Source organism: Agrobacterium sp. CCNWLW155 (genome assembly GCF_036888815.1).
In the GTDB taxonomy this organism is placed as follows: domain Bacteria; phylum Pseudomonadota; class Alphaproteobacteria; order Rhizobiales; family Rhizobiaceae; genus Agrobacterium; species Agrobacterium radiobacter.
This window is the reverse complement of sequence record NZ_JBAKFW010000004.1, coordinates 258,467-283,547: the sequence shown is the minus strand read 5'-3', so window position 1 is coordinate 283,547 and position 25,081 is coordinate 258,467. Positions and strand designations below refer to the sequence as shown.

The 25,081-nt window shown below is 60.2% G+C and carries 22 protein-coding genes and 1 tRNA gene; 10 read left to right on the top strand and 13 right to left on the bottom strand.

Going from position 1 to position 25,081, the window contains the following annotated elements:
- Positions 1–11: 11 nt before the first annotated feature.
- The 5 genes from V6S97_RS15825 (at position 12) to V6S97_RS15805 (ending at position 4,666) form a co-directional block, all read left to right on the top strand.
- The gene (locus V6S97_RS15825; RefSeq protein WP_003506052.1) at positions 12–926 is read left to right on the top strand and encodes an ABC transporter permease; all 915 of its coding nucleotides are present in this window, start codon (positions 12–14) and stop codon (positions 924–926) included.
- A 15-nt stretch (positions 927–941) separates the two neighbouring features.
- Entirely contained in the window at positions 942–1,865 is a 924-nt protein-coding gene (locus V6S97_RS15820) for an ABC transporter permease (RefSeq protein ID WP_003506054.1), read from the top strand.
- Positions 1,858–3,501: an ABC transporter ATP-binding protein gene (locus V6S97_RS15815; RefSeq protein WP_111792395.1), complete on the top strand. Its 1,644-nt coding sequence runs from the start codon at positions 1,858–1,860 to the stop codon at positions 3,499–3,501. Before V6S97_RS15820 ends, V6S97_RS15815 begins: the two co-directional genes overlap by 8 nt.
- On the top strand, positions 3,498–4,379 hold the full coding sequence (locus tag V6S97_RS15810) for a dihydrodipicolinate synthase family protein (RefSeq protein WP_111792394.1): 882 nt from the start codon (positions 3,498–3,500) through the stop codon (positions 4,377–4,379). Before V6S97_RS15815 ends, V6S97_RS15810 begins: the two co-directional genes overlap by 4 nt.
- 197 nt (positions 4,380–4,576) lie before the next feature.
- Positions 4,577–4,666, top strand: a tRNA-Ser gene (locus tag V6S97_RS15805).
- Positions 4,667–4,780: 114 nt separating this feature from the next.
- On the opposite strand, the gene V6S97_RS15800 is transcribed toward V6S97_RS15805, so the two are convergent.
- The 7 genes from V6S97_RS15800 to V6S97_RS15770 all read right to left on the bottom strand — a co-directional run bounded on the left by V6S97_RS15800 (position 4,781) and on the right by V6S97_RS15770 (position 11,870).
- Complete coding sequence (locus V6S97_RS15800) at positions 4,781–5,710, bottom strand: sugar phosphate isomerase/epimerase family protein (RefSeq protein WP_111792410.1); 930 nt, start codon at positions 5,708–5,710, stop codon at positions 4,781–4,783.
- A 55-nt stretch (positions 5,711–5,765) separates the two neighbouring features.
- Positions 5,766–6,707, bottom strand: coding sequence for a sugar phosphate isomerase/epimerase family protein (locus tag V6S97_RS15795; RefSeq protein ID WP_087746098.1), 942 nt, complete (start codon positions 6,705–6,707; stop codon positions 5,766–5,768).
- 78 nt (positions 6,708–6,785) lie between these two features.
- Positions 6,786–7,958 carry a Gfo/Idh/MocA family protein gene (locus V6S97_RS15790; protein ID WP_080864716.1) on the bottom strand — a complete coding sequence of 391 codons (1,173 nt, stop codon included), beginning with the start codon at positions 7,956–7,958 and terminating at the stop codon, positions 6,786–6,788.
- A gap of 83 nt (positions 7,959–8,041) precedes the next feature.
- Positions 8,042–8,944 carry a sugar phosphate isomerase/epimerase family protein gene (locus V6S97_RS15785; RefSeq protein ID WP_112207165.1) on the bottom strand — a complete coding sequence of 301 codons (903 nt, stop codon included), beginning with the start codon at positions 8,942–8,944 and terminating at the stop codon, positions 8,042–8,044.
- 23 nt (positions 8,945–8,967) lie between these two features.
- Complete coding sequence (locus V6S97_RS15780) at positions 8,968–9,786, bottom strand: ATP-binding cassette domain-containing protein (RefSeq protein WP_111792222.1); 819 nt, start codon at positions 9,784–9,786, stop codon at positions 8,968–8,970.
- 9 nt (positions 9,787–9,795) lie between these two features.
- Entirely contained in the window at positions 9,796–10,800 is a 1,005-nt protein-coding gene (locus V6S97_RS15775) for an ABC transporter permease (RefSeq protein WP_003506066.1), read from the bottom strand.
- Between the two features lie 104 nt (positions 10,801–10,904).
- Entirely contained in the window at positions 10,905–11,870 is a 966-nt protein-coding gene (locus V6S97_RS15770; RefSeq protein ID WP_060723116.1) for a substrate-binding domain-containing protein, read from the bottom strand.
- Between the two features lie 148 nt (positions 11,871–12,018).
- On the opposite strand from V6S97_RS15770, the gene V6S97_RS15765 reads away from it, so the two are divergent.
- Complete coding sequence (locus V6S97_RS15765) at positions 12,019–13,059, top strand: LacI family DNA-binding transcriptional regulator (RefSeq protein WP_003506068.1); 1,041 nt, start codon at positions 12,019–12,021, stop codon at positions 13,057–13,059.
- 216 nt (positions 13,060–13,275) lie between these two features.
- On the opposite strand, the gene V6S97_RS15760 is transcribed toward V6S97_RS15765, so the two are convergent.
- From V6S97_RS15760 to V6S97_RS15740, 5 genes are all read right to left on the bottom strand, one after another.
- Entirely contained in the window at positions 13,276–14,784 is a 1,509-nt protein-coding gene (locus V6S97_RS15760; protein ID WP_111792225.1) for an HAL/PAL/TAL family ammonia-lyase, read from the bottom strand.
- Entirely contained in the window at positions 14,777–15,607 is an 831-nt protein-coding gene (locus V6S97_RS15755; RefSeq protein WP_334427409.1) for a quaternary amine ABC transporter ATP-binding protein, read from the bottom strand. Before V6S97_RS15755 ends, V6S97_RS15760 begins: the two co-directional genes overlap by 8 nt.
- Complete coding sequence (locus V6S97_RS15750) at positions 15,600–16,457, bottom strand: ABC transporter permease (RefSeq protein WP_003506072.1); 858 nt, start codon at positions 16,455–16,457, stop codon at positions 15,600–15,602. Before V6S97_RS15750 ends, V6S97_RS15755 begins: the two co-directional genes overlap by 8 nt.
- Positions 16,458–16,553: 96 nt before the next feature.
- Positions 16,554–17,591, bottom strand: a complete 1,038-nt coding sequence (locus tag V6S97_RS15745; protein ID WP_111792227.1) for an ABC transporter substrate-binding protein — start codon at positions 17,589–17,591, stop codon at positions 16,554–16,556.
- 91 nt (positions 17,592–17,682) lie between these two features.
- A complete protein-coding gene (locus tag V6S97_RS15740; protein WP_236775525.1) occupies positions 17,683–18,168 on the bottom strand; it encodes a hypothetical protein in 486 nt (161 codons plus the stop codon).
- On the opposite strand from V6S97_RS15740, the gene hutC reads away from it, so the two are divergent.
- Positions 18,155–18,895, top strand: coding sequence for a histidine utilization repressor (hutC, locus tag V6S97_RS15735; protein ID WP_099087351.1), 741 nt, complete (start codon positions 18,155–18,157; stop codon positions 18,893–18,895). The two genes, V6S97_RS15740 and hutC, sit on opposite strands and share 14 nt — an antisense overlap.
- Positions 18,896–18,921: 26 nt before the next feature.
- Here hutC and V6S97_RS15730 read toward each other — a convergent pair whose 3' ends face one another.
- A complete protein-coding gene (locus V6S97_RS15730) occupies positions 18,922–19,536 on the bottom strand; it encodes a TetR/AcrR family transcriptional regulator (protein ID WP_003506076.1) in 615 nt (204 codons plus the stop codon).
- Between the two features lie 302 nt (positions 19,537–19,838).
- Here V6S97_RS15730 and V6S97_RS15725 point away from each other — a divergent pair, with 302 nt between their 5' ends.
- The 3 genes from V6S97_RS15725 to V6S97_RS15715 are packed head-to-tail and all read left to right on the top strand — an operon-like array spanning position 19,839 to position 25,068.
- Positions 19,839–20,915 carry an efflux RND transporter periplasmic adaptor subunit gene (locus tag V6S97_RS15725; RefSeq protein ID WP_003506077.1) on the top strand — a complete coding sequence of 359 codons (1,077 nt, stop codon included), beginning with the start codon at positions 19,839–19,841 and terminating at the stop codon, positions 20,913–20,915.
- Positions 20,915–22,000 carry an efflux RND transporter periplasmic adaptor subunit gene (locus V6S97_RS15720; RefSeq protein ID WP_020808556.1) on the top strand — a complete coding sequence of 362 codons (1,086 nt, stop codon included), beginning with the start codon at positions 20,915–20,917 and terminating at the stop codon, positions 21,998–22,000. Before V6S97_RS15725 ends, V6S97_RS15720 begins: the two co-directional genes overlap by 1 nt.
- A complete protein-coding gene (locus V6S97_RS15715; RefSeq protein WP_020808555.1) occupies positions 21,997–25,068 on the top strand; it encodes an efflux RND transporter permease subunit in 3,072 nt (1,023 codons plus the stop codon). Before V6S97_RS15720 ends, V6S97_RS15715 begins: the two co-directional genes overlap by 4 nt.
- The last annotated feature ends 13 nt before the right edge of the window (positions 25,069–25,081 follow it).

The following is a 25,081-nucleotide window of genomic DNA, read 5'->3' as shown; positions in this document are numbered from 1 at the left end:
CGGAGGCAACCATGCTGAGCTTCATCCGAAAACGTTCCGTTGCGAGCCTGATCTCCCTGATCGGCCTCATCGTTATGGTTTTCTTCCTGTCCCGCCTGACGGGGGACCCGGCCGCGCTGTTTCTGCCGGTGGAGGCTTCGGAGGAGTTGAAGCAGCAGTTTCGGGCGCTGCACGGGCTGAATGATCCGCTGATGGTGCAGTTTCTGCGTTATGCGGGCGATGTGATGACGGGGGATCTGGGCGAATCGCTCAGAAAAGCCCGCCCGGCACTGGATGTTGTGCTGGAGGCTTTCGTCTGGACGCTGTGGCTTGCGGTCATCACCATGTCGCTGGTCACAACCGCCGCAATCGTCGTGGGTTCGCTTGCGGCTTTCCGCTCCGGCGGCTTTTTCGACCGCATGGCCTCGAGCATCTCGCTCATCGGTGCATCCGTGCCGGATTTCTGGCTGGCGATCGTTGCCATCGTCGTCTTCTCCGTTAATCTTGCCTGGCTGCCCACGTCAGGCACGGGCTCCGTGCTGCACTGGATATTGCCGATCGCGGTCCTGTTCGTGCGCCCCTTCGGTATTATCGTGCAGGTGGTGCGCGGCTCGATGATCGGCGCTTTGTCCTCGGCCTATGTCAAAACGGCGCGCGCCAAGGGCGTGAAGTCGGGTCCGATCATTTTCATCCATGCCTTGCGAAACGCCATGCTGCCGGTCATCACCGTCATTGGCGACCAGGCGGCAAGCCTTCTCAACGGTGCGGTCATCGTCGAAACCATCTTCGGCTTTCCCGGTGTCGGCAAGCTGATGATCGATTCCATTCTTCAACGCGATTTCAACGTCGTTTTGGCCGCCATTCTCGTGACCGCGCTGGCGATCTTCCTGATGAATCTTCTGATCGATATCGCCTATGCGCTCCTCGATCCGCGTATCCGGCACTGAGGAGGCCCTTCAGCCATGAGCCTTTCCAACGCCGACACCGAGATCATAGCCGAACCCTCCTTCGCAACGCGCATGCTGCGCATGTTGTGGGCGGATAAATTCGCGCTCTGTGCCGCGGTCTTCCTTATCATCGTCGTTATCCTCGCTTTTGTCGGCCCGGCATGGCTCGGTGATCTCGCGACGAAACAGAACCTGCGCGGACGCAATCTCGCCCCGTTCGACTGGCAGCGCGAGTGGTATTTCTGGCTGGGGGCGGATGCGCTCGGCCGTTCGCTTCTCGCGCGCATCGTCGCCGCTACGCAAAATACGATGATGATTGCGGCCGGCGCAGTGCTTCTTTCCGCCATAACCGGCACCGTGCTCGGCCTGATTGCCGGTTTTTCCTCAAACCGTGTCGGCCAGATCATCATGCGGCTCGCGGATGTGATCATGTCGTTCCCGTCGCTCTTGATCGCGGTCATCGTGCTTTATCTGCTCGGCTCCTCCATCCTCAATCTGATGCTGGTTCTCGCCATCACCCGCATTCCCGTTTACATCCGCACCACAAGGGCCGAGGTTTTGGAAGTGCGCGAACGCATGTTCGTGCAGGCAGCGCGCGTGATGGGCGCATCGGGCAAACGCATTCTGTTCCGCCACATATTGCCCGTGGTGCTGCCAACACTGACGACTCTTGCGACACTCGATTTTGCCTATGTGATGCTGGCGGAAAGCGCGTTGTCTTTTCTCGGCATTGGCATTCAGCCGCCGGAAATCACCTGGGGCCTGATGATTTCGCAGGGGCGGCAATATCTCACCAATGCCTGGTGGCTCTCTTTCTGGCCGGGGCTCGCCATCATCCTCACCACCTTGTCGCTCAACCTGCTTTCCAACTGGCTGCGCATCGCGCTTGATCCCGTGCAGCGCTGGCGGCTGGAAATGAAAGGCCGCAAACATGGCTGACCATCTTCTCGACGTGCGCAACCTTTCCGTGGAGTTCCACACCGCAAGCGGTATCGTCCATGCGGTGAAGGATGTCTCCTACCATATCGACCGCGGCGAAACGCTGGCTATCCTCGGCGAAAGCGGTTCGGGCAAGTCGGTATCATCGTCGGCCATCATGAACCTTATCGACATGCCGCCCGGGCATATCAGCAGCGGCCAGATACTGCTCGACGGTCAGGACCTTCTGACAATGCCGGTTGAAGCGCGCCGCGAGATTAACGGCCGGCGTATCGCCATGATCTTTCAGGACCCGCTCAGCCATCTCAATCCCGTCTATACCGTCGGCTGGCAGATCCGCGAGGCGATGACCACCCATGGCATGGACAAGGCAAAGGCCGAAGCGGAGGCGAGGCGGCTGGTCGCGCGCGTCGGCATTCCCGATCCCGACCGGGCGCTCAAGAAATATCCGCACGAATTTTCCGGCGGCCAGCGCCAGCGTGTGATGATCGCCATGGCGCTTGCGCTTCGGCCTGATCTCCTGATCGCCGACGAGCCGACCACCGCGCTTGACGTGACGGTGCAGGCAGAAGTGCTTTCGCTGCTCAAGGAATTGCAGCGGGAGACCGGCATGGCCGTGCTCATCATCACCCATGATCTCGGCGTTGTCGCCGAAATCGCCGACCGGGTGGTGGTGATGGAAAAGGGCGTTCTGGTTGAGGCCGGCACGGTTCGTGAGGTCTATCGCAATCCGCAGCACCCCTATACCCGCAAGCTCATCAGCGCCGCACCCGGCAGAGGCGAAATGCACGAGCCGCAGGCGGCGGGCGAAGCGCTGCTCAGCGTGCGCGACGTGCGCAAGCGTTACGGCGCCTTCGAGGCGCTGAAGGGTGTTTCCTTCGATCTCATGGCCGGGGAAACCATTGCCGTTGTCGGCGAAAGCGGTTCTGGCAAATCGACGCTCGCGCGCATTCTCCTTCGGCTCGACGAGCCGGATGCGGGCAGTGCTTTGTGGAAGGGGCGGGACCTCTTCCAGCTCTCGCCTGCGGAACTCTTCGCGCTCAGGCGCGATCTGCAGATGGTGTTTCAGGACCCCACCCAGTCGCTCAATCCCCGAATGACGGTGTTCCAGCTTATTTCCGAAGCCTGGGTCATCCATCCCGATATATTGCCCAAAGCGAAATGGCGCGAACGGGTCGCGGAATTGCTGCATCAGGTCGGCCTTTCGCCGGAACATATGCGCCGCTATCCGCATCAGTTCTCCGGCGGCCAGCGGCAGAGGATTGCCATTGCCCGTGCGCTGGCGCTGGAGCCGAAGCTCATCATCTGCGACGAGGCGGTCTCGGCGCTCGACGTTTCGGTTCAGGCGCAGGTTATTGCGCTTCTGGACAAGCTTCGCCGCGAGATGGGCCTTTCTTTCATCTTCATCGCTCATGACCTGCCCGTGGTCCGGGATTTTGCCGATCACGTCATGGTCATGCAGCGGGGAGAGGTGGTGGAGTTCGGCACGGTTCGGCAGGTTTTCGAGGCGCCGCGCGAAGCCTATACGCGTGCGCTCCTTTCGGCCAGCCTCGATCCCGACCCCGATATGCAGCCTACGCGTCGTCCGGCCGGCGCCGATCACACTATTGGAAATCCAAGCGGAGTTCTTTCATGACCAAACAAGCCTTCGTCGCGCTCGTCACCTGTTTCAACGAAGACGAAACCATCAATTACGAGGCGACACGCGCGCAGGTGCGCCGCCAGGTGGCGGCCGGCAACAACATCATGTGCGCCGGTACCAATGGCGATTTCACCGCGCTGACGCACGAGGAGAAGGTCCGGCTGACCGAAGAGGTGGTGGACGAAGTGGCAGGCCGCGCCCGGGTTATTGTCAATGCCGGCATGCCCGCCACTTACGAAACCCTGCAGCTCGCCGAGGCCTTCGACCGCATCGGCGTCGATGGCATCGCCGTCATCACACCCTTCTTCATCGCCTGTACGCAGGACGGGCTGATCCGCCATTTTTCGACGGTGGCCGACGCCGTTGAAACGCCGATCTATCTCTACGACATTCCCGCCCGAACCCAGAACCACATAGAGCCGGAAACCGCCCGCAAACTCGCGGCCCATGGCAATATCGCCGGTATCAAGGATTCCGGCGGCGCACAGCAGACGCTGGAGGCCTATCTTCAGGTGGCAAAGGAGATGCCCGGTTTCGAGGTCTATTCCGGCCCGGACCACCTCGTTCTCTGGTCGTTGCAGAACGGTGCCGCAGGCTGCATTTCCGGCCTCGGCAACGCATTGCCGGATGTGCTCGCCGGCATTCTCAGTGCTTTCAACGCCGGTGACATCGCTGAGGCCGAACGCCAGCAGGCAATCTACGCCGACTTCCGCACTGATCTCTACGCACTCGGTTTCGCACCGGCCATGGTCAAACGCTCGCTTTATCTTCAGGACTCTTCCGTCGGCGCCAGCCGCCAACCGGCTCTTCTGCCGGATAAAGAGCAGGATGACAGAATCGTGGAAATCTTGCGGCGTTATCAACGGCTCTAACGCCGCTGCCGAATATGACGCGCACCGTCGCGGTTCGTGCGCGTCACGTCAAAATATCCGCCAAAAACAGCCAGAAGCCGAAGCATTTCCCCAGCCTCATCCATGACGAATAATTTGTGACACAAACACGAAATTCCCCTTGTCAGTCACGCCATTGATGTTTAAGAGGAGCGCGCAACGCAAGCGTTCGCGCATGCGGAGAGGTGGCAGAGTGGTCGAATGCACCGCACTCGAAATGCGGCATACCTGCAAGGGTATCGTGGGTTCGAATCCCACCCTCTCCGCCATAGGACGCTTCGTTTCGAAGGTCTTTCACTGAGAAAACAAGCTCGCCAGTTATTGCTGGCTCGCCGCACCGGGATAATCATTGGGACAGCTCAACGGTCTATCTTGTGTCCGTTTCAGAACCCATTCTCAGCGAGAAACGCCCTGCTGGCCGCCAGATCATCCAGAACGCCGCCGGCATTGCGCGGATCGCGCTCCTGTTCGATGGTGATATAGCCGCCATAGCCGAGTTCCGTCAAAAGGCTGCGGATGGCCGGATAATCGATTGAGCCGCGACCGATCGGGCACATGACGCCTTTGGCGCAGGCGTCGAAGAAGCGGATACGTTCTCCCATAACCGCATCAAAAACCGTGGCGTCGATATCCTTGAAATGAATATAGTCGACACGATCCCAATAGCGGCGAAGCGTGGCGACGGGATCCATGCCGGAATAGGCCATATGGCCGGTATCGAGGCAGAGGCCAGCCAGATCTGCGGGAATGTCCTCAACGATCTGCTGCAACTCATCGGCAAATTCGATGTAGCCGCCGGCATGGGGATGGATGGTGGCGCGCACGCCGTATTTTTCACGGGCGAGCGTTGCGATGGCGCGGATGTTTTCCACCATGCCGTTCCAGGCGTTTCCATCGAGGCGCGGCGCGCGGTCGGAATGGCCGGCGGCATAGTCCCGCTCGTCATGTCCCCAGTCCATCACCGTCAGATAGGGGGCGGGAAAACGCTGGCCGGCATGGGTTTCGGGTTTTGGCAGGCGGGTGATCAACGCACAGATCTCGTCGGTCTGGCGCAACAGGTTGCGGCGGTTTTCCGGTGAGACCAGATCGTCGAAGATCGTACCGGCGACGATCTTCAGGCCGCGCTCATTGAGCGCCTGTGAAACCCGCTTGAGATCGAGCGGCAGATAACCGTAGGGGCCGAGTTCCAGACCGCCGAAACCGGCGGCCTTCGCCTCGCCCAGCACCTTTTCCCAATGGGGTAGATGGGGATTTTTGACGTCGTCGACGCCCCAGCAGCAGGGAGCGGTGGTGATGGTGATCTGGTTGGTCATGGCATCCTCGTGGCGCAATTGACGCCGGGCCGCCTTCTGCGGCCCGGAGCAGGTTTCAGCGGCTGATGGTGGCTTGCAGGGCGTCGATGGAGGACTGGATGCCCGCCTCGGTGGACATGGTGAAATCTTCCATTTCGAGGCTCACCCAGCTATTGTAACCGGCCATGCGCACGACGGAGAAGAACTCCTTCCACCATTGCAGGTCGCGGCCGGCGCCTACCGCCACATAGTTCCAGCTGCGATTGGCGACGTCAGTCACCTCCTTCAGCTCCAGCAGACCGTTCACATCCGCCAGTCCGCGTTCGATGCGGGTGTCCTTGCCATGGCAATGGTGGATTGCGCCGCCCAGTGCGCGGGCCGACGCGATGGGATCGGCCCCCATCCACATCAGATGCGACGGATCGAGATTCATGCCCACCGTCGGGCCGACTTCGTTGCGCAGGCGGAACAGGGTTCCCGGGTTCCAGACGAGCATGGCCGAAAAATTCTCGAGCGCATATTTTTCGACGCCCGCTTCTTTCGCGAGCTTCACGAGCCCATGCCAGAGGGGGAAAGCGCGATCTTCCCACTGGTAACGGTCGCGCTCTGGCATCTCGTTCGGCCAGCTCTTGGTGTAGACGAGCCAGTTCGGCACGGTATCGCCGGGCGCCGCCTCCGGCAGGCCGGACATGGTGACGATCTTCGTCACGCCGATTTCACCGGCGAGCCGAACGGTGTCCTGCATTTCCTTCAGGTGGCGCTTGCCCATATCGCCGGGATCGAGCGGGTTGGCGGAGCAATTGAGGGCGGCGATTTCGAGGCCGCGGGCCTCGATTTCCTTGAGCTTGGATTTGAGGAGCCCCTTGTTCGCCAGAAGTTCGTCCGCCCGGAAATGCGGGCCACTGGACCAGCCGCCTCCGGTCATCTCGATGCCTTCGACGCCAAGCGCGACGCATTTGTCGAGCATATCTGTGAAGGACAAGTTCGCCATGACATCAGTACAAATCGCGAGTTTCATCGTGTTGTCTTTCCGAAAAATATGGGGACGCGCGTGAGGAGGAGGACGGGAGAGTGGTCCGGCGCGCCCCCGAACTGGTTATGCGAAGTCGACCCAGGCGGCGCCGGCATCGGCCGAGCGGACGCAGTTTTCCAGCCAGCGAACCCCTTCGGTGCCGGCCGTGATGCCGGGATAATGGTGGGTTTTCAGAAAGGCCCTGTCACCGCGATTTGCTGCGTCGATCGCCTGGGCGATCCAGAGGTAGATGTTCGACCAGCTGTCACCGAGGCCTTCGGTATGCAGCGCCCCCATACGATCGATGGCGAGGCTTTCCTGTTCCAGATAAGGCATGCCGTGGTGTAGGATGCGGCCGGGTTCGCCCTGAACCTCGTAGATCAGTTGGTCGGGGTGGGAATCAGACCATTCGAGCGAGGCCTTGGAGCCAACGAAGCGGTAACGCTGCGATCCCATATTGCCGGCATTGACGGAGGAGACCCAGAGGCGGCCGCGTGCGCCATTGTCATAGTGCATCAGAACGGTGGCGTGGTCTTCCAGCGGGGCGCGGGTGGGGATGAAGGCCTTACGGTCGCAGAGCAGCCGTTCCACCTTCATATGCGGCAGCACGACTTCCGAGAGATAATAAAGATGCGTGCCGATATCGCCCAGCACGAAGGTCGGGCCGGCGGTACGGGGATTGGTGCGCCATTTGACGGCCTCGCCCGCGCCCACATCGTCACCGGCATTGAAGCCGTGGGTATATTGCAGGTCAACGATACGGATGTCGCCCAGCATTCCCTTTTTGACCATGGCCGCCATCTGGTGGACGAGTGGATGGCCGGTAAAGCCATAGGTGACGCCGACGATCAGGCCCTTCTGTTCGGCGAGCCGCGCCACTTCATCGCATTCCGCCACGGTGAAGAACAGCGGTTTCTCGCAGACGACATGCAGCCCGGCTTCGAGGCAGGCCTTGGTGATCTCATAATGGGTGAAATTGGGGGTGGCGATGGAGACGACGTCCACGCCGTCTTCACGGGCGGTTTCACCCGCGATCAGCGCCTTGTAATCCGCATAGCAGCGCTCCGCCGCCACGCCGAGATTGACGCCGAAATCGCGGCCCCTTTCGGCATCGAGATCGAAGGCGCCCGCGACGAGCTGGTAGTTGCCGTCGCGCAATGCGCCGGTGCGGTGTTTGTAACCTACCTGTCCCGTGCGTCCGCCGCCCACCATGGCCCAGCGCAGCGGGCGTGAAATCAGTCTTTCTCCGTTGATCATGTCAATCGCCTTTCAATTTGATGTTCCGAATGGTCTGTCGCGTGAGGCAAGGCCTGCCTCGTCATCAGCGCCGGTTTGCCGCGTTATTTCTTGAAATAGAGGTCGATATAGTCCTGCATCTTGGCTCGCATGAACTTGCTCGATTCATCCGCCCTGTCCTCCCAGGCGAAGACGCAGGAGGTCATGATGCCGTCGAAACCGATTTCGGAGAGCGTGCCGAAGAAGTCGTCCCACGGCACTTCGCCCTGGCCGATATTCAGATGCTGATGCACTCGCGCCTGCGTGCCGGGCGGGTTGAGAATGTAGCGAAGCCCGGAACTGGCCTTGTGGTTGAAGGTATCGCCAACATGCACATGCGCCAGCACATCCCTGGCTTCCCGCAGCATCGCCTTGGTGTCGTCACCGAAATAGAAGGTGTGCGGCGCGCAATAGAGGAATTTCACATTCTTCGAATTGACGGTGCGGATGATGTCGAGCGCCGGCTGCAGGGTCTCGCACCAGTCTTCCGGATGCGGCTCGACATGCAGGTTGATGTTTTCGCGCTCGAAGATCGGCACCAGCTCTTCCATCGAGCGCCACCAGGCATCCTCGCAGGCCTCGATCATCGAGCCGGTATGGCAGCAATAACAGGAGCCCTTGTCGGGATGCGGACCGCGGCCGAATTCGGAGTTCATCGTGTCGACCTCCAGTTCGATGGCGATCTCGATGGCGCGTTTCCAGTGTTTGACCGCCGCCTGCCGTTCGGTCTCGTCATTGGAGGCCCAGCGATACATTGGCAGCAGCGAGGCGATGCCGACATCGGCCTCCTTCAAAGCCTTCTTGAAGGACCGGATGCGCTCGGGAAACACACGCGGCGCCTTGAACCATTCGAGGAAATCGGCGCGCGGGCTGAGCTCGATCCAGTCGAAGCCGAGTTCCTTCACTTTGGCCGGGAGGGCTTCGAGGCTGCTAAAACGGTGCATGTGGGGGTCGATGGCGATTTTCATCGGTCTTGATCCTTCTCAATGTTTCAATTGGATGGCGGCGGCGGATGGTCGTCATGACCGGCCATGTAATTTTCCACCTCTGCGCTTAGATCGGCGAGCGCTTCACCACCGGCCATCAGATCAGTGATTTCCTCGCGGGATTTCTCGCCCTTGCGGAAGTTGGCGGCGACCGCGCCACGGATAAGCACGGCGAAATGGTCGCCGACGGCGATGGCATGGGTGACCTGATGGGTGATGAAGATCACCGCTATCCCGCGCTTGCGCGCTGCCAGCACAATGCGCAGAACGTGGGACGCCTGTTTCACGCCCAGCGCTGCCGTCGGCTCGTCAAGGATGAGAACACGTGCGCCAAAATGCACCGCGCGGGCGATGGCGAGCGATTGCCGTTCGCCGCCGGAGAGCCCGCCGATTAGGCGGTCGCCGTCATCGATGCGGGTGATACCGAATTCCTGCACGGCCTTGACGGCGATTTCATTGGCTTTCTTGCGGTCGTAAATCCGGAAGGGCCAGAAACCTTTGGTCGGTTCGGCGCCAACGAAGAAGGAGCGGCCGATGCTCATCAACGGAAAGGTTCCGCCGAACTGATGAACAGTGGAAATCCCCATGCGCTGTGCGTCGCGCGGCCCGTCGAAATTGATCGGCTTTCCATCCATCAACAATTCGCCTGAGCTGGGCTGGTATACGCCAGCCAGCGTCTTGATCAGCGTGGATTTTCCAGCGCCATTGTCTCCCAGCAGGCACAGCACCTCGCCCGCGCGCACCTTCAGCGAGATATCGTGCAGAACATCGATGGGGCCGAAGGATTTATTGACACTCTTAAGTTCGAGAATGGGTGTCGTCATCGTCCGTCCTCACTTCTTCTTCGGTGAATAGGTGAGCGCCATGACGCGGAAGGTGTTGTTCATCAGCACCGCCAAGAGCAGCATGACGCCGATGATGAGGCTTGACCAGTTGCGGTCGAAGGCGGTGAAATAAATGCCCTGATTGACGATGGCGAAGGTGATGGTGCCGAGAAAAATGCCAATCACCGAACCGAAGCCGCCGGTCAGCAACACCCCGCCCACGACGACCGCGATGATGGAGTTGAAGATGAAGGTCATGCCCGCCGAGACTTGGGCGACATTGAACAATATGGCCTGACAGACGCCGACGAAGGAGGCGCTGACAGAGGAAAGGACGAAAAGCGTCACCGTCAACTTGTCGGTGGGAATGCCGGCGTTGCGAGCGCTCACCCGGTCTCCGCCCATGGCGAAAATCCAGTTTCCGAAAGGCGAATAATGGACATAGAAGACATAGATCGCCGTCAGCAGCAGCCACCAGATGATACTGACCTGAAAACTGCCGCCGATGAACTGTCCGAACAGGAATTTGGCGATTGGGCCGGATTGGGCCGGACTTAGCGCCACACTGGTCGTTCCAGTCAGCAGCACCGAAAAACCGAGGATCAGACCCTGCACGGCAAAGAGCGTGCCGAGCGTCACGATCAAGGATGGCACCACGGTTCTTATGACCAGAAAGCCATTGATCAGCCCGACAAGTACACCAAGGCAAAGCGCGCCGATGATGCCGAGCCAGATCGGCATGCCGTAATAACCGGAGATAATGGCGACCGTCAGCGCGCCGGCCGGGATCATTGCGCCGATGGAAATATCCAGCTCGCCGGAAATCATCAGCAACCCGACGGGAATGGCGACGATACCAAGATTGGCAGCGACATTCAGCCAGCTTGCGGCGCCGGCGGGTTTCAGAAATTCGATGCTGCCGAAGACAACAAAGAAGGCAAGAACAAAAACAAGGCCGAGAAAGGCGCCCGATTCCGGACGGCGCAAAAGGTCGCCCAACGAGAGATTTTTCACGTCGTTCACTCCACTATTAGTCAAAGGTTTCGAGGCGGTGTCCTTTGCCCGTCAGGTCCCGATCCCCGGTACGGCGGGGGTCGGGGCAGGGCGTGTCTCACCGCTCAGCGCGCACCCTTGGCGACGCCGGCAAGCGTGGCTTCGATGTTGGATTTGTCGACGATGCTCGGTCCGGTCAGCAGTGGGGCGGTCGGCAGATCGGTGCCGAAATCGATGGCCGAGGCCAGAAGCGTCACCGCCAGCAGCGATTGCAGGTAGGGCTGCTGGTCGATTGCGAAACCCTGCGTTCCGTCCTTGATCCGGTCGAGGCCGGACTGGTTGAGATCGAAAGTGCCGAGCAGGGCGGTTTCGGTTTTGCCGGCCTGCATGACGCCGATGGCGGCCGAATCCGCGTCACCTGCCGAAATGGTAAGGACGCCGTCGATCTTGCCGTCCTGAAGCAGCGTGGCCTTGATCGCTTCGGCGACGGCGGTGGCATCGCCGAAGCTGGTGGCGGGAAGCGGCAGCTGCTTGCCGGTGCCGCCGGCCTTGGTGATGCCGTCAAGGACCCCTTTGCATCGTGCTTCGAGATTGGCGGCGCCAGGAACGGTGTTGACACAGATAACGTTCTTTTTGCCCTGCCTGGCGAAATATTCGCCGCCGGCCACACCGGCCAGATATTCATCGGAGCCGACATAATTGATCGCGCCAAGTTCCCTGGCCTTCTCGTGCCCCCCGGCATTCATGAGAATGACCTTGATGCCGGCATTGATGGCTTCCCGGATCGCTGGGTCCTCGCCTTCCGGAACCCAGTTCGGAATGACGAGGCCGTCGACCTTCTGACTGATGGCGGTCTGGATCAGCTGCACCACATCGGGTGCAAAGTTGTCGTAGGTTTGCAGGCGGAGATAGTTGACCTTGCCACCATTCGCCTCGACCACGAGGCGTGCGTCGTCGACACCTTTTTTGATGAGGTTCCAGAACGCATCGTCATTCTTGCCGCCGACAACGGCGATATTGGCCGCAAACGCACCGGATGCCATCACAAGCGACGCAGCGCCCGCGACCAGAAATTTCCTGAAAAATGCCATTGTTTCCTCCCTGCCCATTCTCCCAACGGGCTCTCATGATGGGATGATTTATACCTTTCATTTTCATAAAAATGGAATTTATATTTCATTTAATGTTGCATTTCGTATCATTATATGTCATTCAGGAATGATAGGATTGTGAGGCGCCATGAACCGACCGACCATCACCGATCTTGCGAAGGCCGCGGGCGTCAGCATCTCCACGGTGAACCGGCTGCTGCACGGTTCGACCGCCGTGCGACAGGATACGATCGACCAGATTCTCAAGGCGGCGGAGGAAATCGGTTTTTATGGTCTCGGCACCATCAAGGACCGTCGTCGCGAGGCTATGCCTCACCACAGGCTCGGCTTTCTGATGCAGCAATCCCACCGGCCGCTCTATCGGCTTTGGGCGGAAGGGATCATTGCCGCCGCACGCCAGCGGCCGGATAGCATTATCGAGCCGGACGTTGTTTTCGAGGACGATCTTTCGCCGGAGGCCGTCTCCGCCAATCTCCTGAAGATGGGGCAATCCTGCAGCGCAATCGCGGTGGTGACGGCCGACCACCCGCTTGTCAGCCAGGCGATCGACGAACTGCGGGGCAGGGGCGTTCCCGTGGTGACTTATGTGTCCGATCTGTCCGCGGCGAGCCGGGCGGGCTTTGTCGGGACCGATAGCTGGAAACGCGGCCGCACGGCGGCGTGGTTCCTTAGCCAGACGGTGAAGGGCGAGGGAACGGTCGTGCCGCTGATTGGCAGCAATCGTTACCAGTGTCAGGATGTTTCTGATGCGAGTTTTCGCTCCTATATGCGGGAGAACACCCCCGAACTTCAGGTCGCGGAAACGCTGCTGACCCACGAGGAGCCGGAAAATGCCTATGTCATCGTTCGGGACATGATTGCTGCCGAACACGGGCTCAGGGGGATTTATGTCAATGGCGGCGGCATATCTGGTGTTCTGCGCGCACTTCGAGAACTGCCTGTCGAGCGGCAGCGCGGCATAAAAATCATCTGTAACGATATCGGCCCGGAAACGCGCAAGGGCCTCAACGAAGGGCTGATCACCGCATCGCTGCCGCTTCCCCTCGACAGGATGCCGCAGCAGTTGATCGACGTAATGTTACGGCGCATCGAAAACGGTGGTTCGTCCTCCGTCGAACAGCGGATTGTGCCCTTCGAAATCCTGACACCCGAAAGCATCTGGACCTAGCTCGGCATGCTCACCGGAATTTGGAGGCTCATCCGGGCAAGATCGTCCACGGGCTTTCGGCAAAAGCGCACAGCATGATGACTGGACGGAGCGTCGCCTCGAGGCGGCTCCGCACCATGTCGCCAGCGCGATTGCGGAAACCGTTCTCATCGCCCACAAGACCGGCAGAGAGTAACCTCTTCCACATCCTGTTCAGCCAGATTTCTACCGCAGCAGTCAACCCGCGTCGGCGCGTATCCCTGCATGCGTGGTCTGCAGTATTTCCCGCGCAGCAGCCACCAAGTTGTTGAGCGGCCGGTCGTCACGGTAAAAGGGCACTGTCGTCCGGATACGCTGGTGGAGCGTATCGGTGCCGGGTGCACGGCCGGCTTTGTCTGGTTGCATGTCGTAAGCCTGCGCCGCGCTCATGATCTCGATCGCCAGAATGGTTTCCAGATTGCCGATAATCGAAAGTGTCTTGTCGGCAGCGGCGGTGGCATGAGTGAGTATGTCCTCCTGCAGAGCGGAGGTGATGCCGCCATCGAGGCTGGCGGGAACGGCAAGGCGGCGATTTTCTGCGGCAAGCGCTGCGGCCGTGTACTGGATGATCATGAAACCGGAACAGACACCGTCACTTTCTGCCAGAAAGGCAGGCAGCCCGCTGACAAGCGGGTTGACGAGCCGGTCGATACGGCGCTCGGAAATCGCGGCAAGTTCGGCTGCGGCCGTTGCCAGCCCATCCATGGCAAGCCCGAGTGCCGCGCCAACTGCATGGGCCTGGGAATGGACCTCGGGCGCCTGCGGCGTGCCGGTGACAACAGGATTATCCGTGACGCTCGCAAGCTCGCGGTTCACGACGTCGGCGATCTGCGCGACGCTATCCCGAACGGCGCCATGCACCTGCGGCACGGCGCGCAGGCTGAGCGGATCCTGCGTGCGCGATCCGGCCGACCGGGCAAGAAGCGGGCTTCCGGCCAGGAGTTGGCGCAGGTTTTTACCGACGGTCTGGATGCCGGGCGAGGCGCGTAGCGCAAGCGGCTCTGCGGCGAAGGGGTCCGCCTGTGCGCCAAGATTTTCATAGCTCATAGCAGCTGCCGCATCGGCCCAGTCGATAAGGGAAGTGGTGCGGGCAAGTGCGAGGCTGGCGAGACCGGTGGCGCAGGGTGTGCCGTTGACGAGGCTCAGCCCTTCCTTTGCCTGCAGGACCATGGGTTCGAGGCCGAGCTTTTCCAGCCCTTGTCTGCCGCTGATCAATTCGCTCCCGTGGCGGGCCTCGCCCTCGCCGATCAGCAGGAGGCCTATGGCCGCGGCATGGGTGAGGTAACCCACCGACCCCTTCGAGGGAATGACGGGAAGAATATCGCCATTCAGCAGGGCCAGCAGCGCTTCAACCGTTTTGACCTGCACGCCGGAGTAACCATGCGCGAAGTTGTTGATCTGGGCAGCCATGATGGCGCGCGTTTCTTCGCGCCCGAGCGGTTCTCCGACGCCGCAGGAATGGCTGAGCAGGATGTTTCGGGAGAGGGCCTGCTGTTGCGGAATATCCACGATCACATCGCAGAGCGCACCGACACCCGTGTTGATGCCGTAACCGCGCACGCGTTTTTCGACGAGTGCATCGACGATGGCGCGCGCCTTGGCAATACGCTGCCACGCCGCATCCGACAGGGAAAGCGTCGCACCCTTTGCGACAGCGGCGATCTCTTGCCAGGTAAGGGGACGATCGATGGTGATCGTATCAGCCATGCTGGGCTTCCCCCGCACCTGCGCGGCGCTCCACGAAACGGGCGACATAGTCGTTTGCGGGGCTGTTGAGGATCTGGTCCGGTGTTCCCACCTGCACCAGTTTTCCGTCCTTCAGAATCGCGATCTGCGCACCGATGCGGAGCGCCTCGTCAAGATCGTGGGTGATGAAGACGATGGTCTTGTGCAGGTTCTTTTCGAGCTGGAGCAACTGGTCCTGCATGTCGGCGCGTATCAGCGGGTCGAGCGCTGAAAAGGCCTCGTCCATCAGGATGACATCTGTATCGGCCGCCAGCGCGCGGGCGAGACCCACACGCTGTTTCATGCCGCCGGAAAGCTGGTGGGGAAACTTGTCCTCGTAGCCTGAAAGGCCGACAGTCTCGATCCACTTCATGCCGATGGGCCGTGCGTCGGCCTTGGTCAGCCCGCGCACGCGCTGGCCATAAATGACGTTCTGCAAGACGGTGCGGTGCGGCATCAGGCCGAAATTCTGGAACACCATGCTGACGCGCCGGTTGCGGAAATCCCGCAGCTCCTTCGCCTTAAGGGCGAGAACATTGTCGTCTCCGACGAGAATCTCGCCGCTCGTCGGCTCGATAAGACGGTTGATGTGGCGCACCAGCGTCGACTTACCGGAGCCGGAGAGGCCCATGATCACGAAAATGCGGCCGCCCGCTATATCGAGGCTGACATTGTCGAGGCCGACGCTGCATCCCGTCTTCGCCAGGATTTCGCTCTTTTCCGCGCCCTGCTGCGCCATGGCGAGCGCAGCCTTCCAGTTGCCGCCGAAAATCTTGGACACGTTACGGATATGGATATCAGTCATTGCCCATTTCCTTCCGGCTGGATCGGCCAAAACCCTGGGTGATACGATCGAGCACGATTGCGAGAATAACGATGCCGAGACCCGCTTCGAGGCCCTTGCCGACATCAAGCGTCTGGATGCCGTTCAGCACCTGTTCGCCAAGACCGCGCGCACCGATCATCGAGGCGACGACGACCATGGAAAGCGCCATCATGATCGTCTGGTTGAGACCGGCCATGATCGTGGGTGTGGCAAGCGGCAATTCGACGCCGAAAAGGATCTGTCTCGGACTGCCGCCAAAGGCGGTCGCCGCCTCCACCACTTCCCGGTCCACCTGCCGGATGCCGAGATCGGTCAGGCGGATCAACGGCGGCACGGCATAGACGATGGTGGCAAGTACGGCCGGGACTTTGCCGAGGCCGAACAGCATGATGGCGGGGATGAGATACACGAAGCTCGGCATGGTCTGCATGACATCGAGGATCGGCAGGGTGATACGCCGGGCCCATTCGCTTTTGGCAAGCAGGATACCCATTGGCACGCCGATGACGATGGAGATGAGGCTGGCAATCAGCATCAGCGCCAGCGTCTGCATCGTCAGGTCCCAGAGACCGAGCGCACCGACGATGAAAAGCATCACCGCCACCATGATGACGAGCGAAATCTTTTTCGCCGCGAACCAGGCGAGCACCAGGAAGACCAGAAAAATGACCCACCACGGCAGACCGCGCAGCGCCCATTCCACGAAGAGGATCGCCTGCAGGATCGTCTGTGAGATCGCCTTGAAAAGGTAGCCGTAGTTTACCACCAGCGAGCGCACGATCTCATTGATCGGGCCGCGGATGGAAATATGGAAAACTTCAGGAAACATTGGTGTCGTCCTCGCGCCTGCCGACCCCATTTCCGGGAGGCCGGCCCCTGTCCTGACGGGAAAATGCGCGCCGGAAGTCCGGCGCGCCTGCGATGTTTACTTGACGGCGGCTTCGATACGCGCCTTGGCGTCCGCAGAAACCCAGCTGCCCCAGATATCGGCCTTGGTCTGAAGGAAGGTCTTGGCGGCGGCTGTCGCATCGACCTGCTTGTCCGTCATGTAGGCGAGGCTGGCGTTGATTTCCGTCAGTGGGAAGGTCGCTTTTTCAAGGATCGCGATGATCTCAGGCGCTTCCTTGGCAAAGGTGCTGTTCACGCCATAGGCCACCTCGACGGAGGGGAAGGCGCAACCGGCGTCGCGCTTTCCATCCGCGCTTGTCAGCTCCTTCCAGCAGGCATCGCTATAGGTCGGCTCCTGTAGCTGGACGAGCTTGTATTTGCCCATGATTGCCGTGGGGCTCCAGTAGTAGAACAGCATCGGCTCACCCTGGAGATAGGCGGCGGCAATTGCGGCATCGAGCGCAGTGCCGGTGCCGGGGCGGAAGTTCACATAGTTTGCTTCCAGTTTGTAGGCCTGCAGCTTGGCGGTGTTGACGCCTTCACAGGTCCAGCCCGACGGGCAATTGAGGAAGCGGCCCTTGGTGGGCTCTTCCGGGTCCTTGAACAATTCGACGATCTTCGGATCGGAAAGCTGGTCGACGCTCTTCAGGTCCGGAGCCTTGGCTTCGATGCCTTTTGCGGGGTCGCCCTTGATCAGATATTCCGGCACGAACCAGCCTTCGGCGGCGCCGACGAAGGTCTTGCCAACTGACGTGACCTGGCCTGCTTCCGCAGCCTTGTTCCAGACGTCGGAGCGGCCGATCCATTCTTCAGCGAAGATCTGCACGTCATTATTGGCGGTTGCCTGTTCCAGCGTCACGGAGTTGCCGGGAATGGAATCGACCTTGCAATCATAGCCCTTGGAAAGGATTTCCTTCATGACTTCGGTGATGAAAGCGCCGCTTTCCCAGTCGATGCCGGCGAAGGTGATGGTCTTTCCTGCGCTGCAATAGCCTTCCGCCTTGGCCGCGCCTGCGGATGCTCCCATGATGAGCGCGGTGGTGGCCAGCGCGATTTTCAGTTTTGAATTCAGCATTGCATTCCCCTTTTGGTTTGATGATTGGCAATTTGCTGGCATGCGTGAGACGGGCGCGCCCTGGGCAGGTGTTTGCCCCTGAGCCCGGCGGTCATTGGTGCATTTCATATCCCGTCGAAATCGGCGGCCGGGCGCTCATCGAATCAATATGGAATTCGATGTCCACCTCGAAGCGGTGTGTCGGAAGTTCACTATACAACTTTGGGAAATTCGTATGGGGTGCGCGTATCGGCGACTTTGGGTCGAACGCGCCTGCGGCTGGCCGGTTCTGAAAAGGATGAGCTTTCAGCGCATATTGCCCAAGCGAGCCTTCAAATACAGCTTTAGCTCCGGCATGGCAGCTGCTGCCCTTGCGCTGAGCGGGCATTTGAATATCGCTCCGACCGTCGGCGGGAGACTTGCGGCTGCCAGAGATCGAGTCTTCGCTCGCCATTATTTTCCCCTCAAGTTGTATATGTAACTTCACATATTTGCGAAAGACAAGCAAGATAGGATGTGATAATTTTGTGCTTGCGCGGATTCTGGCTGCGTTTTGTGCAGTCGCCCGATTTTTAGGAGTTTTAATGCTGCCCGTCATCGAAAGCGAGTTTTCTGTCTCGGGCGATCGTTCCTCCCTGCCGCTGTATGAGCGGGTGAAGGAACAGATCAAGGAAAAGATCGCCAGCGGAGAGTGGTTGACGAACCACAGGATACCCTCAGAAAACGAGATGGTCGACATGCTGGGTGTCAGCCGCATGACGGCAAACCGCGCCTTGCGGGAGCTGGCAACCGAGGGGGTGATTGTTCGCGTGCAGGGGCGCGGGTCTTTCGTCGCTCCTAAAAAGCGCAGCGCCGGCATGATGGGCGTGCGCAACATCGCCGACGAGATCAAGGAGCGCGGTTCAACCCATCGGCCAAGCCTGATCCTCGCCCAGACGGAAGTTTGCGGTCCGGATCTCGCAACGGCGCTCGAGATCACCGTGGGAGCGAAAGTTTTTCACTCCATCATCGTGCACCATGAAGATGACGTGCCGATCCAGCTCGAAGATCGCTTCGTCAATGCGGAGATCGCTCCGGATTATCTGATGCAGGATTTCAATACGCTCACGCCGAATGCCTATCTGACGGCGGCGGCACCCATTTCCCGGACCGAGCAATTCATCGAGGCGGCGTCGCCCCAGCCGTGGGAATGCAAGCTGATGGCCATCAGCCGAAACGAGCCCTGCCTTCTCGTGCGCCGCAGAACCTGGTCGTCGAGCCGTGCCGTCACCTCCGTGCGGCTGCTCTATCCCGGTTCCCGATACCGGCTTGAAAGTCAGGAATAGAGGTCCGCGGCCGCGTGCAGTGATGCCTATGCCAGCAGCCCGCGCATGATCAGTTCGAGATGAATCTTCAGAACGGCCTGCCTGTCCAGAATGCGCCGGTCGTTGAAAATCAGCCGAAACACCAATGTTCCAACCATGGGCGACATCACGACCTTGGCGAGTTCTGGGGGATTGGCCCTGAACCTTTTTTTCGCCACGCCTTCCTCGAGGATCGTATTGATGCGCTCGAAGACCGGCGCCATCAACGTGTCATGATGTTGGTCGATGAGATCGGGGAATTTTGCGCCTTCCGCAAGGATGAGGCGGAACAGTTCGCGCATTTTCTTGTTGTCGACGAGTGCGTCGAACATGAATTCCAGTAACAGGCGCAGCTCCTCGACGGGGTCGTCGGATGTATGCGCATAGGCCTTGAACGCTTCCTGGAATGGCTGGGAGGCGTGCTTGACCATTGCCTCGAAGAGCGCCTCCTTGGTTTCGAAATAGACGTAAACCGTCCCTTTCGTCACACCCACCCGTTCCGCGATGTCTTCTACCCGTGTCGCGGTAAATCCCCTTTTGGTGAATTCCTCGAATGCGGCATCGAGAATTTGCAACGGACGTTGTATCTTCTGTTCAGCACGTGTCAGTTTTGCTTTCGCCATGGCCCCGGATCCCTTTGTTTTTTCGGCGCGTGCCCTTCTGTCCGTCGCGATAGGCGGAAATGAGAGATGGTTTGCCTATAGCACCGGCGCAAAAACCGGAATGGATTTTTGTGAAGGCGCGCATGCTTCAATATGCCGGAACATTGCCGATGCGCCCGCAAGGATATGCCGGACGAAGTGGAATGATCATTCGGGAGGCTGGCCCGATGTTCCGGACAGATCCCCGATCGGCGGCATAAGAATTTCATTGACTATTCAGTCAGTCAAATATTATAGGATGAGGCGAAGATCAAGAGGTCACCATGAAAACCATCCTTATCGCGGCGGCGCTTGGCGGCATTTTCGCCCTGTCGTCCTGCAGCAATGAAGAGCCGCCTGCCGAAAAGCCGCTGCGCACCGTCGGCGTGGTCGCGGCTGAGAAGAAGCCCGTCGATCGCGGCAGCGTCATAACGGGTGAAGTGAGGGCAAGGGTCCAGACGGACCTGTCTTTCCGAGTCAGCGGCAAGATCACCGAGCGGCTGGTGGATGTGGGTACACGGGTCAAGACCGGGCAATTGCTTGCCCGCATGGATCCTGAAGAGCAAAAGGCCGATCTCGATGTTGCGCTCGCCAACCTGCAATCCGCAGAAGCGCAGCAGACGCAGGCGCAATTGACGTTCGACCGTCAGCAAAGCCTGTTCAGGACGCAGGTGACCTCGCGTTCGGCAGTCGACAAGGCCCAGGAAACCCTGCTCACCACGCAGGGCGCGGTGAGATCGGCGCAGGCGCAGCTCGACACGGCGCGGGATGCCCTGTCCTACACCGAACTCAGGGCCGATGCGGACGGCGTGATCACGGCGCGCAATGTCGAAGTCGGCCAGGTGGCGCAGGCCGCCCAGCTTGTCTTCACGCTGGCGCATGACGGGCCGCGCGATGCGGTCTTCGATGTCTATGAATCCCTGTTTCTCGAGCGCGACATCGACAATCTCGTCAATGTCAGCCTCCTGTCGGATCCCACCCGCAGCGTTGCGGCGCCGGTGCGGGAGATTTCTCCGACGATCGACCCCGACAATGGAACGATCAGGGTCAAGGTGGGTCTGAACGGTGATCTGACCATGCCGCTCGGGGCGCCTGTATCCGGCCATTTCCGCTTCAAGCAGGTCGATGCGATTGAGCTTCCGTGGTCGGCGATGACGTCGCAGGACGGCTTTCCCGCCGTCTGGGTGGTCGATCCGCAATCCTCGGAAATCGCCATGCGGCGCGTCGAGGTCGCTGACTACGAGACCGGTCAGTTCGTCATCGCGCAAGGACTTAATCCCGGCGATCTCGTTGTCACCGTCGGGACCAAATTTCTCCGCACCGGTGAAAAAGTCGCCTATGAAAAGGGGCAGGCACAATAATGTCCAGTATATACAGAAGCTTGTTTTTGGTGGCTGTGGCGATTGCGGTCTCCTCCTGCGAGGAGAAGCAGGAAGCCGCCGCCGAGGCGCCGCGTCCGGTACTTTCCGTCGTCGTGGAAGAGAAGCCCGCCGATGCGCTGCGGCTGACCGGCACGGTGGAATCGCGTATTCAGACCGATCTCGGTTTTCGTGTTCTCGGTCGGATCATCGCCCGCAATGTCGATGTGGCCGATCTGGTCAAGAAAGGCGATGTGGTCGCGTCGATCGATCCGCTGGCGCTCGAGCTTGCGGTGAAGAGTGCGCAATCCGATCTTTCCAATGCGGAAGCGCAGCTGGCCAACGCGGTCACGACGGAACAGCGTCAGCGCGTGCTGGCTGAAGCCCGCAGCGGCACGGAAGCCGCACTGGAAGAAGCCGAACAGGCAACACGCACCGCCAACGCCGCCGTCGCCAAGGCCCGCGCCAATCTGGACAAGGCCGAGGAGCAGCTGGGTTATGCGCAGCTGCATGCGGAATTTGACGGCGTGGTGACGGCAACCTCAGGCGAAATCGGTCAGGTTGTTTCGGCCGGCCAAACGGTCGTGACGATTGCCCGGCCGGAAGTGCGCGATGTGGTGGTCGATGTTCCGCAATTTGCGGCGCAGCGGCTCGAGATCGGTTCCGCCTTCGAGATCGCCCTGCAGCTTGACCCGAAAATCCGCACCACCGGCGTGGTGCGCGAGATCGCTCCGGAAGCCGAAACGGCAACGCGCACGCGCCGCACGAAGATCAGCCTGCAGGATGCGCCGCCGGCATTCAGGCTGGGTTCCGTCGTCACGGCCTCGGTGCTTGCCGCATCCGAACCGCAGATCATGCTTCCCGCATCAGCCCTGCTGAAAACAGATAGTGGGTGGGGTGTCTGGATCGTCAATGCCGACAAGGCAACGGTGACGTTGCGCCCTGTCACGATAGAAGGTGAGCCGACTGAGGGCGGCAGCGTGCGTATCACCGACGGCGTCAAGCCCGGCGAGCGCGTCGCTAGCGCCGGTGTTCACAAGCTCAAGGATGGACAGGCCATCAGGATCGATCAGGAGGTCCGTCAGTGAAGAAATTCAATCTCTCCGACTGGGCGCTCGAACACCGTTCGCTCGTCTGGTACTTCATGCTGGTCTTCGTTCTCGCCGGCGTTTTCTCCTATCTCAACCTCGGCCGTGAGGAAGATCCGAACTTCACCATCAAGACGATGGTGATCAGCGCGCAATGGCCCGGTGCTTCCGCGGAGGAAGTGGCCCGGCAGGTGACCGACCGGATCGAGAAGAAGCTCGAGGAGCTCGACAATCTCGACCATCTGCGCAGCCAGACGGTGGCTGGCCGCACCACAATCTTCGTGGAACTGGTGCCGGAAACCAAGGCACGCAATGTCGAACCGACCTGGGTGCGGGTGCGCAACATGATCGGCGACATCAAAGGGGAGTTTCCCTCCGGCGTGGTCGGCCCCTTCTTCAATGACCGTTTCGGAGATGTCTATGGCAATATCTACGCCTTCACCAGCGATGGTCTCAGCCAGCGGCAATTGCGCGACTTGGTGGAGGATGCCCGTGCAAAGGTGCTGACCGTCGACAATATCGGCAAGGTCGATGTCATCGGCGCGCAGGACGAGACGATCTATCTGGAGTTCTCCACGCGGCAGATCGCAGCCCTCGGCATCGATCAACAGTCGATCATCAAGACGCTGCAATCCCAGAACGCCGTCACGCAATCCGGCTTCGTTAATGCCGGGCCTGAGCGTGTGGCGCTGCGCGTCAGCGGCCAGTTCACCTCTGAAGACAGCCTGCGGTCCATCAATCTGCGGGTCAACAACCGGTTCTTCCCGCTGACGGAAGTGGCGACGATCAGGCGCGGTTATGTCGATCCGCCGTCATCGCTGTTCCGTTTTAACGGCCAGCCGGCTATCGGCCTTGCGATCGGCATGAAAACCGGCGCGAACCTGCTGCATTTCGGCGAGGCGCTGGATGCACAGATGAAGCGTGTGGTGGCGGATCTGCCTGTTGGTGTCGATGTGCATCGTGTGTCCGATCAGCCGGCCGTGGTCGATGAAGCGGTCTCCGGCTTCACCTCGGCGCTGTTCGAGGCGATTGCAATCGTTCTCGTCATAAGCTTCATCAGCCTTGGCCTCAGAGCTGGCATGGTGGTTGCCGTTTCCATTCCGCTCGTGCTGGCGATCACCTTCGTCTACATGGAATACACAGGCATTTCGCTGCAACGTATCTCGCTCGGCGCCCTTATCATTGCGCTCGGGCTTCTCGTCGACGATGCGATGATTGCCGTCGAGATGATGGTCGCGCGGCTCGAGGTCGGAGACGATCTCAGAAAAGCGGCGACCTATGTTTACACCTCCACCGCTTTCCCGATGCTGACGGGCACGCTGGTCACCGTGGCAGGCTTCATTCCGGTCGGTCTCAACAACTCCGCGGCGGGTGAATTCACCTTCACGCTTTTTGTGGTGATCGCCGTTTCGCTCATCGTATCGTGGATCGTCGCCGTCCTGTTCACGCCGCTTCTCGGCGTCACGATCCTGCCGAAGACGATGAAATCGCACCATGAAAAGAAGGGCCGGTTCGCCTCCGCCTTTTCCTGGCTCCTCGGGCGGGCGCTGCGCTGGCGCTGGGTGACGATCATCCTCACCATTGCCCTCTTCGGCCTTTCCGTCGGCGGCATGAGCCTCGTGCAGCAGCAGTTCTTCCCGTCATCCGACCGTGTGGAGTTGATCGTCGACTGGAACCTGCCGCAGAACAGCTCGATTGCCGAAACCAACCGGCAGATGGCGCAGTTCGAGCAGGAAATGCTGGCGAAAAATACGGATATCGACCATTGGACGACCTATGTCGGCGAAGGCGCACCGCGTTTCATCCTGTCCTTCGACGTGCAGACACCTGACGTCACCTTCGGCCAGACGGTCATCGTCACCAAGGGGCTGGATGTGCGCGACAAGGTGCGTGCCGAGCTGCAGGATTATCTGGACCGGACATTCATCGGCACCGACGCCTTCGTGAAATTGCTCGATATCGGTCCTCCCGTCGGGAAACCGGTCCAATATCGCCTGAGCGGTCCTGATATCCAGAAGGTCCGCGAACTCGGTCAGCAATTGTCCGGTATCGTCGGTGAACATCAGCTGCTCTCGAACCTCGTGATGGACTGGAACGAGCCGACGCGCGTGGTGAAGGTCGATGTCATCCAGGACAAGGCCCGGCAGCTCGGCGTCTCCTCGGAAGATATCGCCAATGCCATGAACAGCATTGTCGAGGGTTCTACCGTGACCCAGGTCAGGGACGATATTTACCTCGTCAACGTGGTGGCGCGCGCGCAACTGGCAGAGCGGGGGTCCATCGAGACATTACAGAACCTGCAACTGCCGGCGACAAACGGCAAGGCCGTGCCGCTCTCGGCGATTGCCAATTTCCGCTACGAACTGGAGCAGCCGACCATCTGGCGTCGTGACAGGATCCCGACAGTCACCGTCAAGGCCGCGATTATCGGCCCAACACAGCCAGCCACGATCGTGGAGCAGCTGAAGCCGAAACTCGAGGCTTTCGAGAAAACGCTTCCCGTCGGTTACAAGATGGAAGTCGGTGGCTCCGTGGAATCCAGCGCGGATTCGCAGGCTCCGATCGTTGCCGTGGTGCCCTTGATGCTGTTTGCGATGGCGACGATCCTGATGGTTCAGCTGCAAAGCTTCAGCCGGCTGTTCCTGGTCTTCGCCGTCGCGCCGACGGCCTTGATCGGCGTCGTGGTGGCGCTGCTCTTCTCCAATGCGCCGATGGGCTTCGTTGCCATTCTCGGCGTGCTGGCGCTGATCGGTATCCTGATCCGCAACTCGGTCATTCTGGTGGTGCAGATCGAGCATCTGAGAAGCGAAGGGGTCTCGGCATGGCATGCCGTCATCGAGGCGACCGAGCACCGCATGCGGCCGATCATGCTGACGGCGGCTGCCGCCACCCTTGCCCTCATCCCCATCTCCCGGGAGATATTCTGGGGTCCGATGGCCTATGCGATGATGGGCGGCATCGTGGTGGGTACGGCGCTCACGCTGCTTTTCCTCCCCGCGCTCTATGTCGCTTGGTTCCGCATTCCGCGTGAGGATGACAAGCCGGAGGGAACAGAAATCAAGGCGTGACATCGGTGCGGGG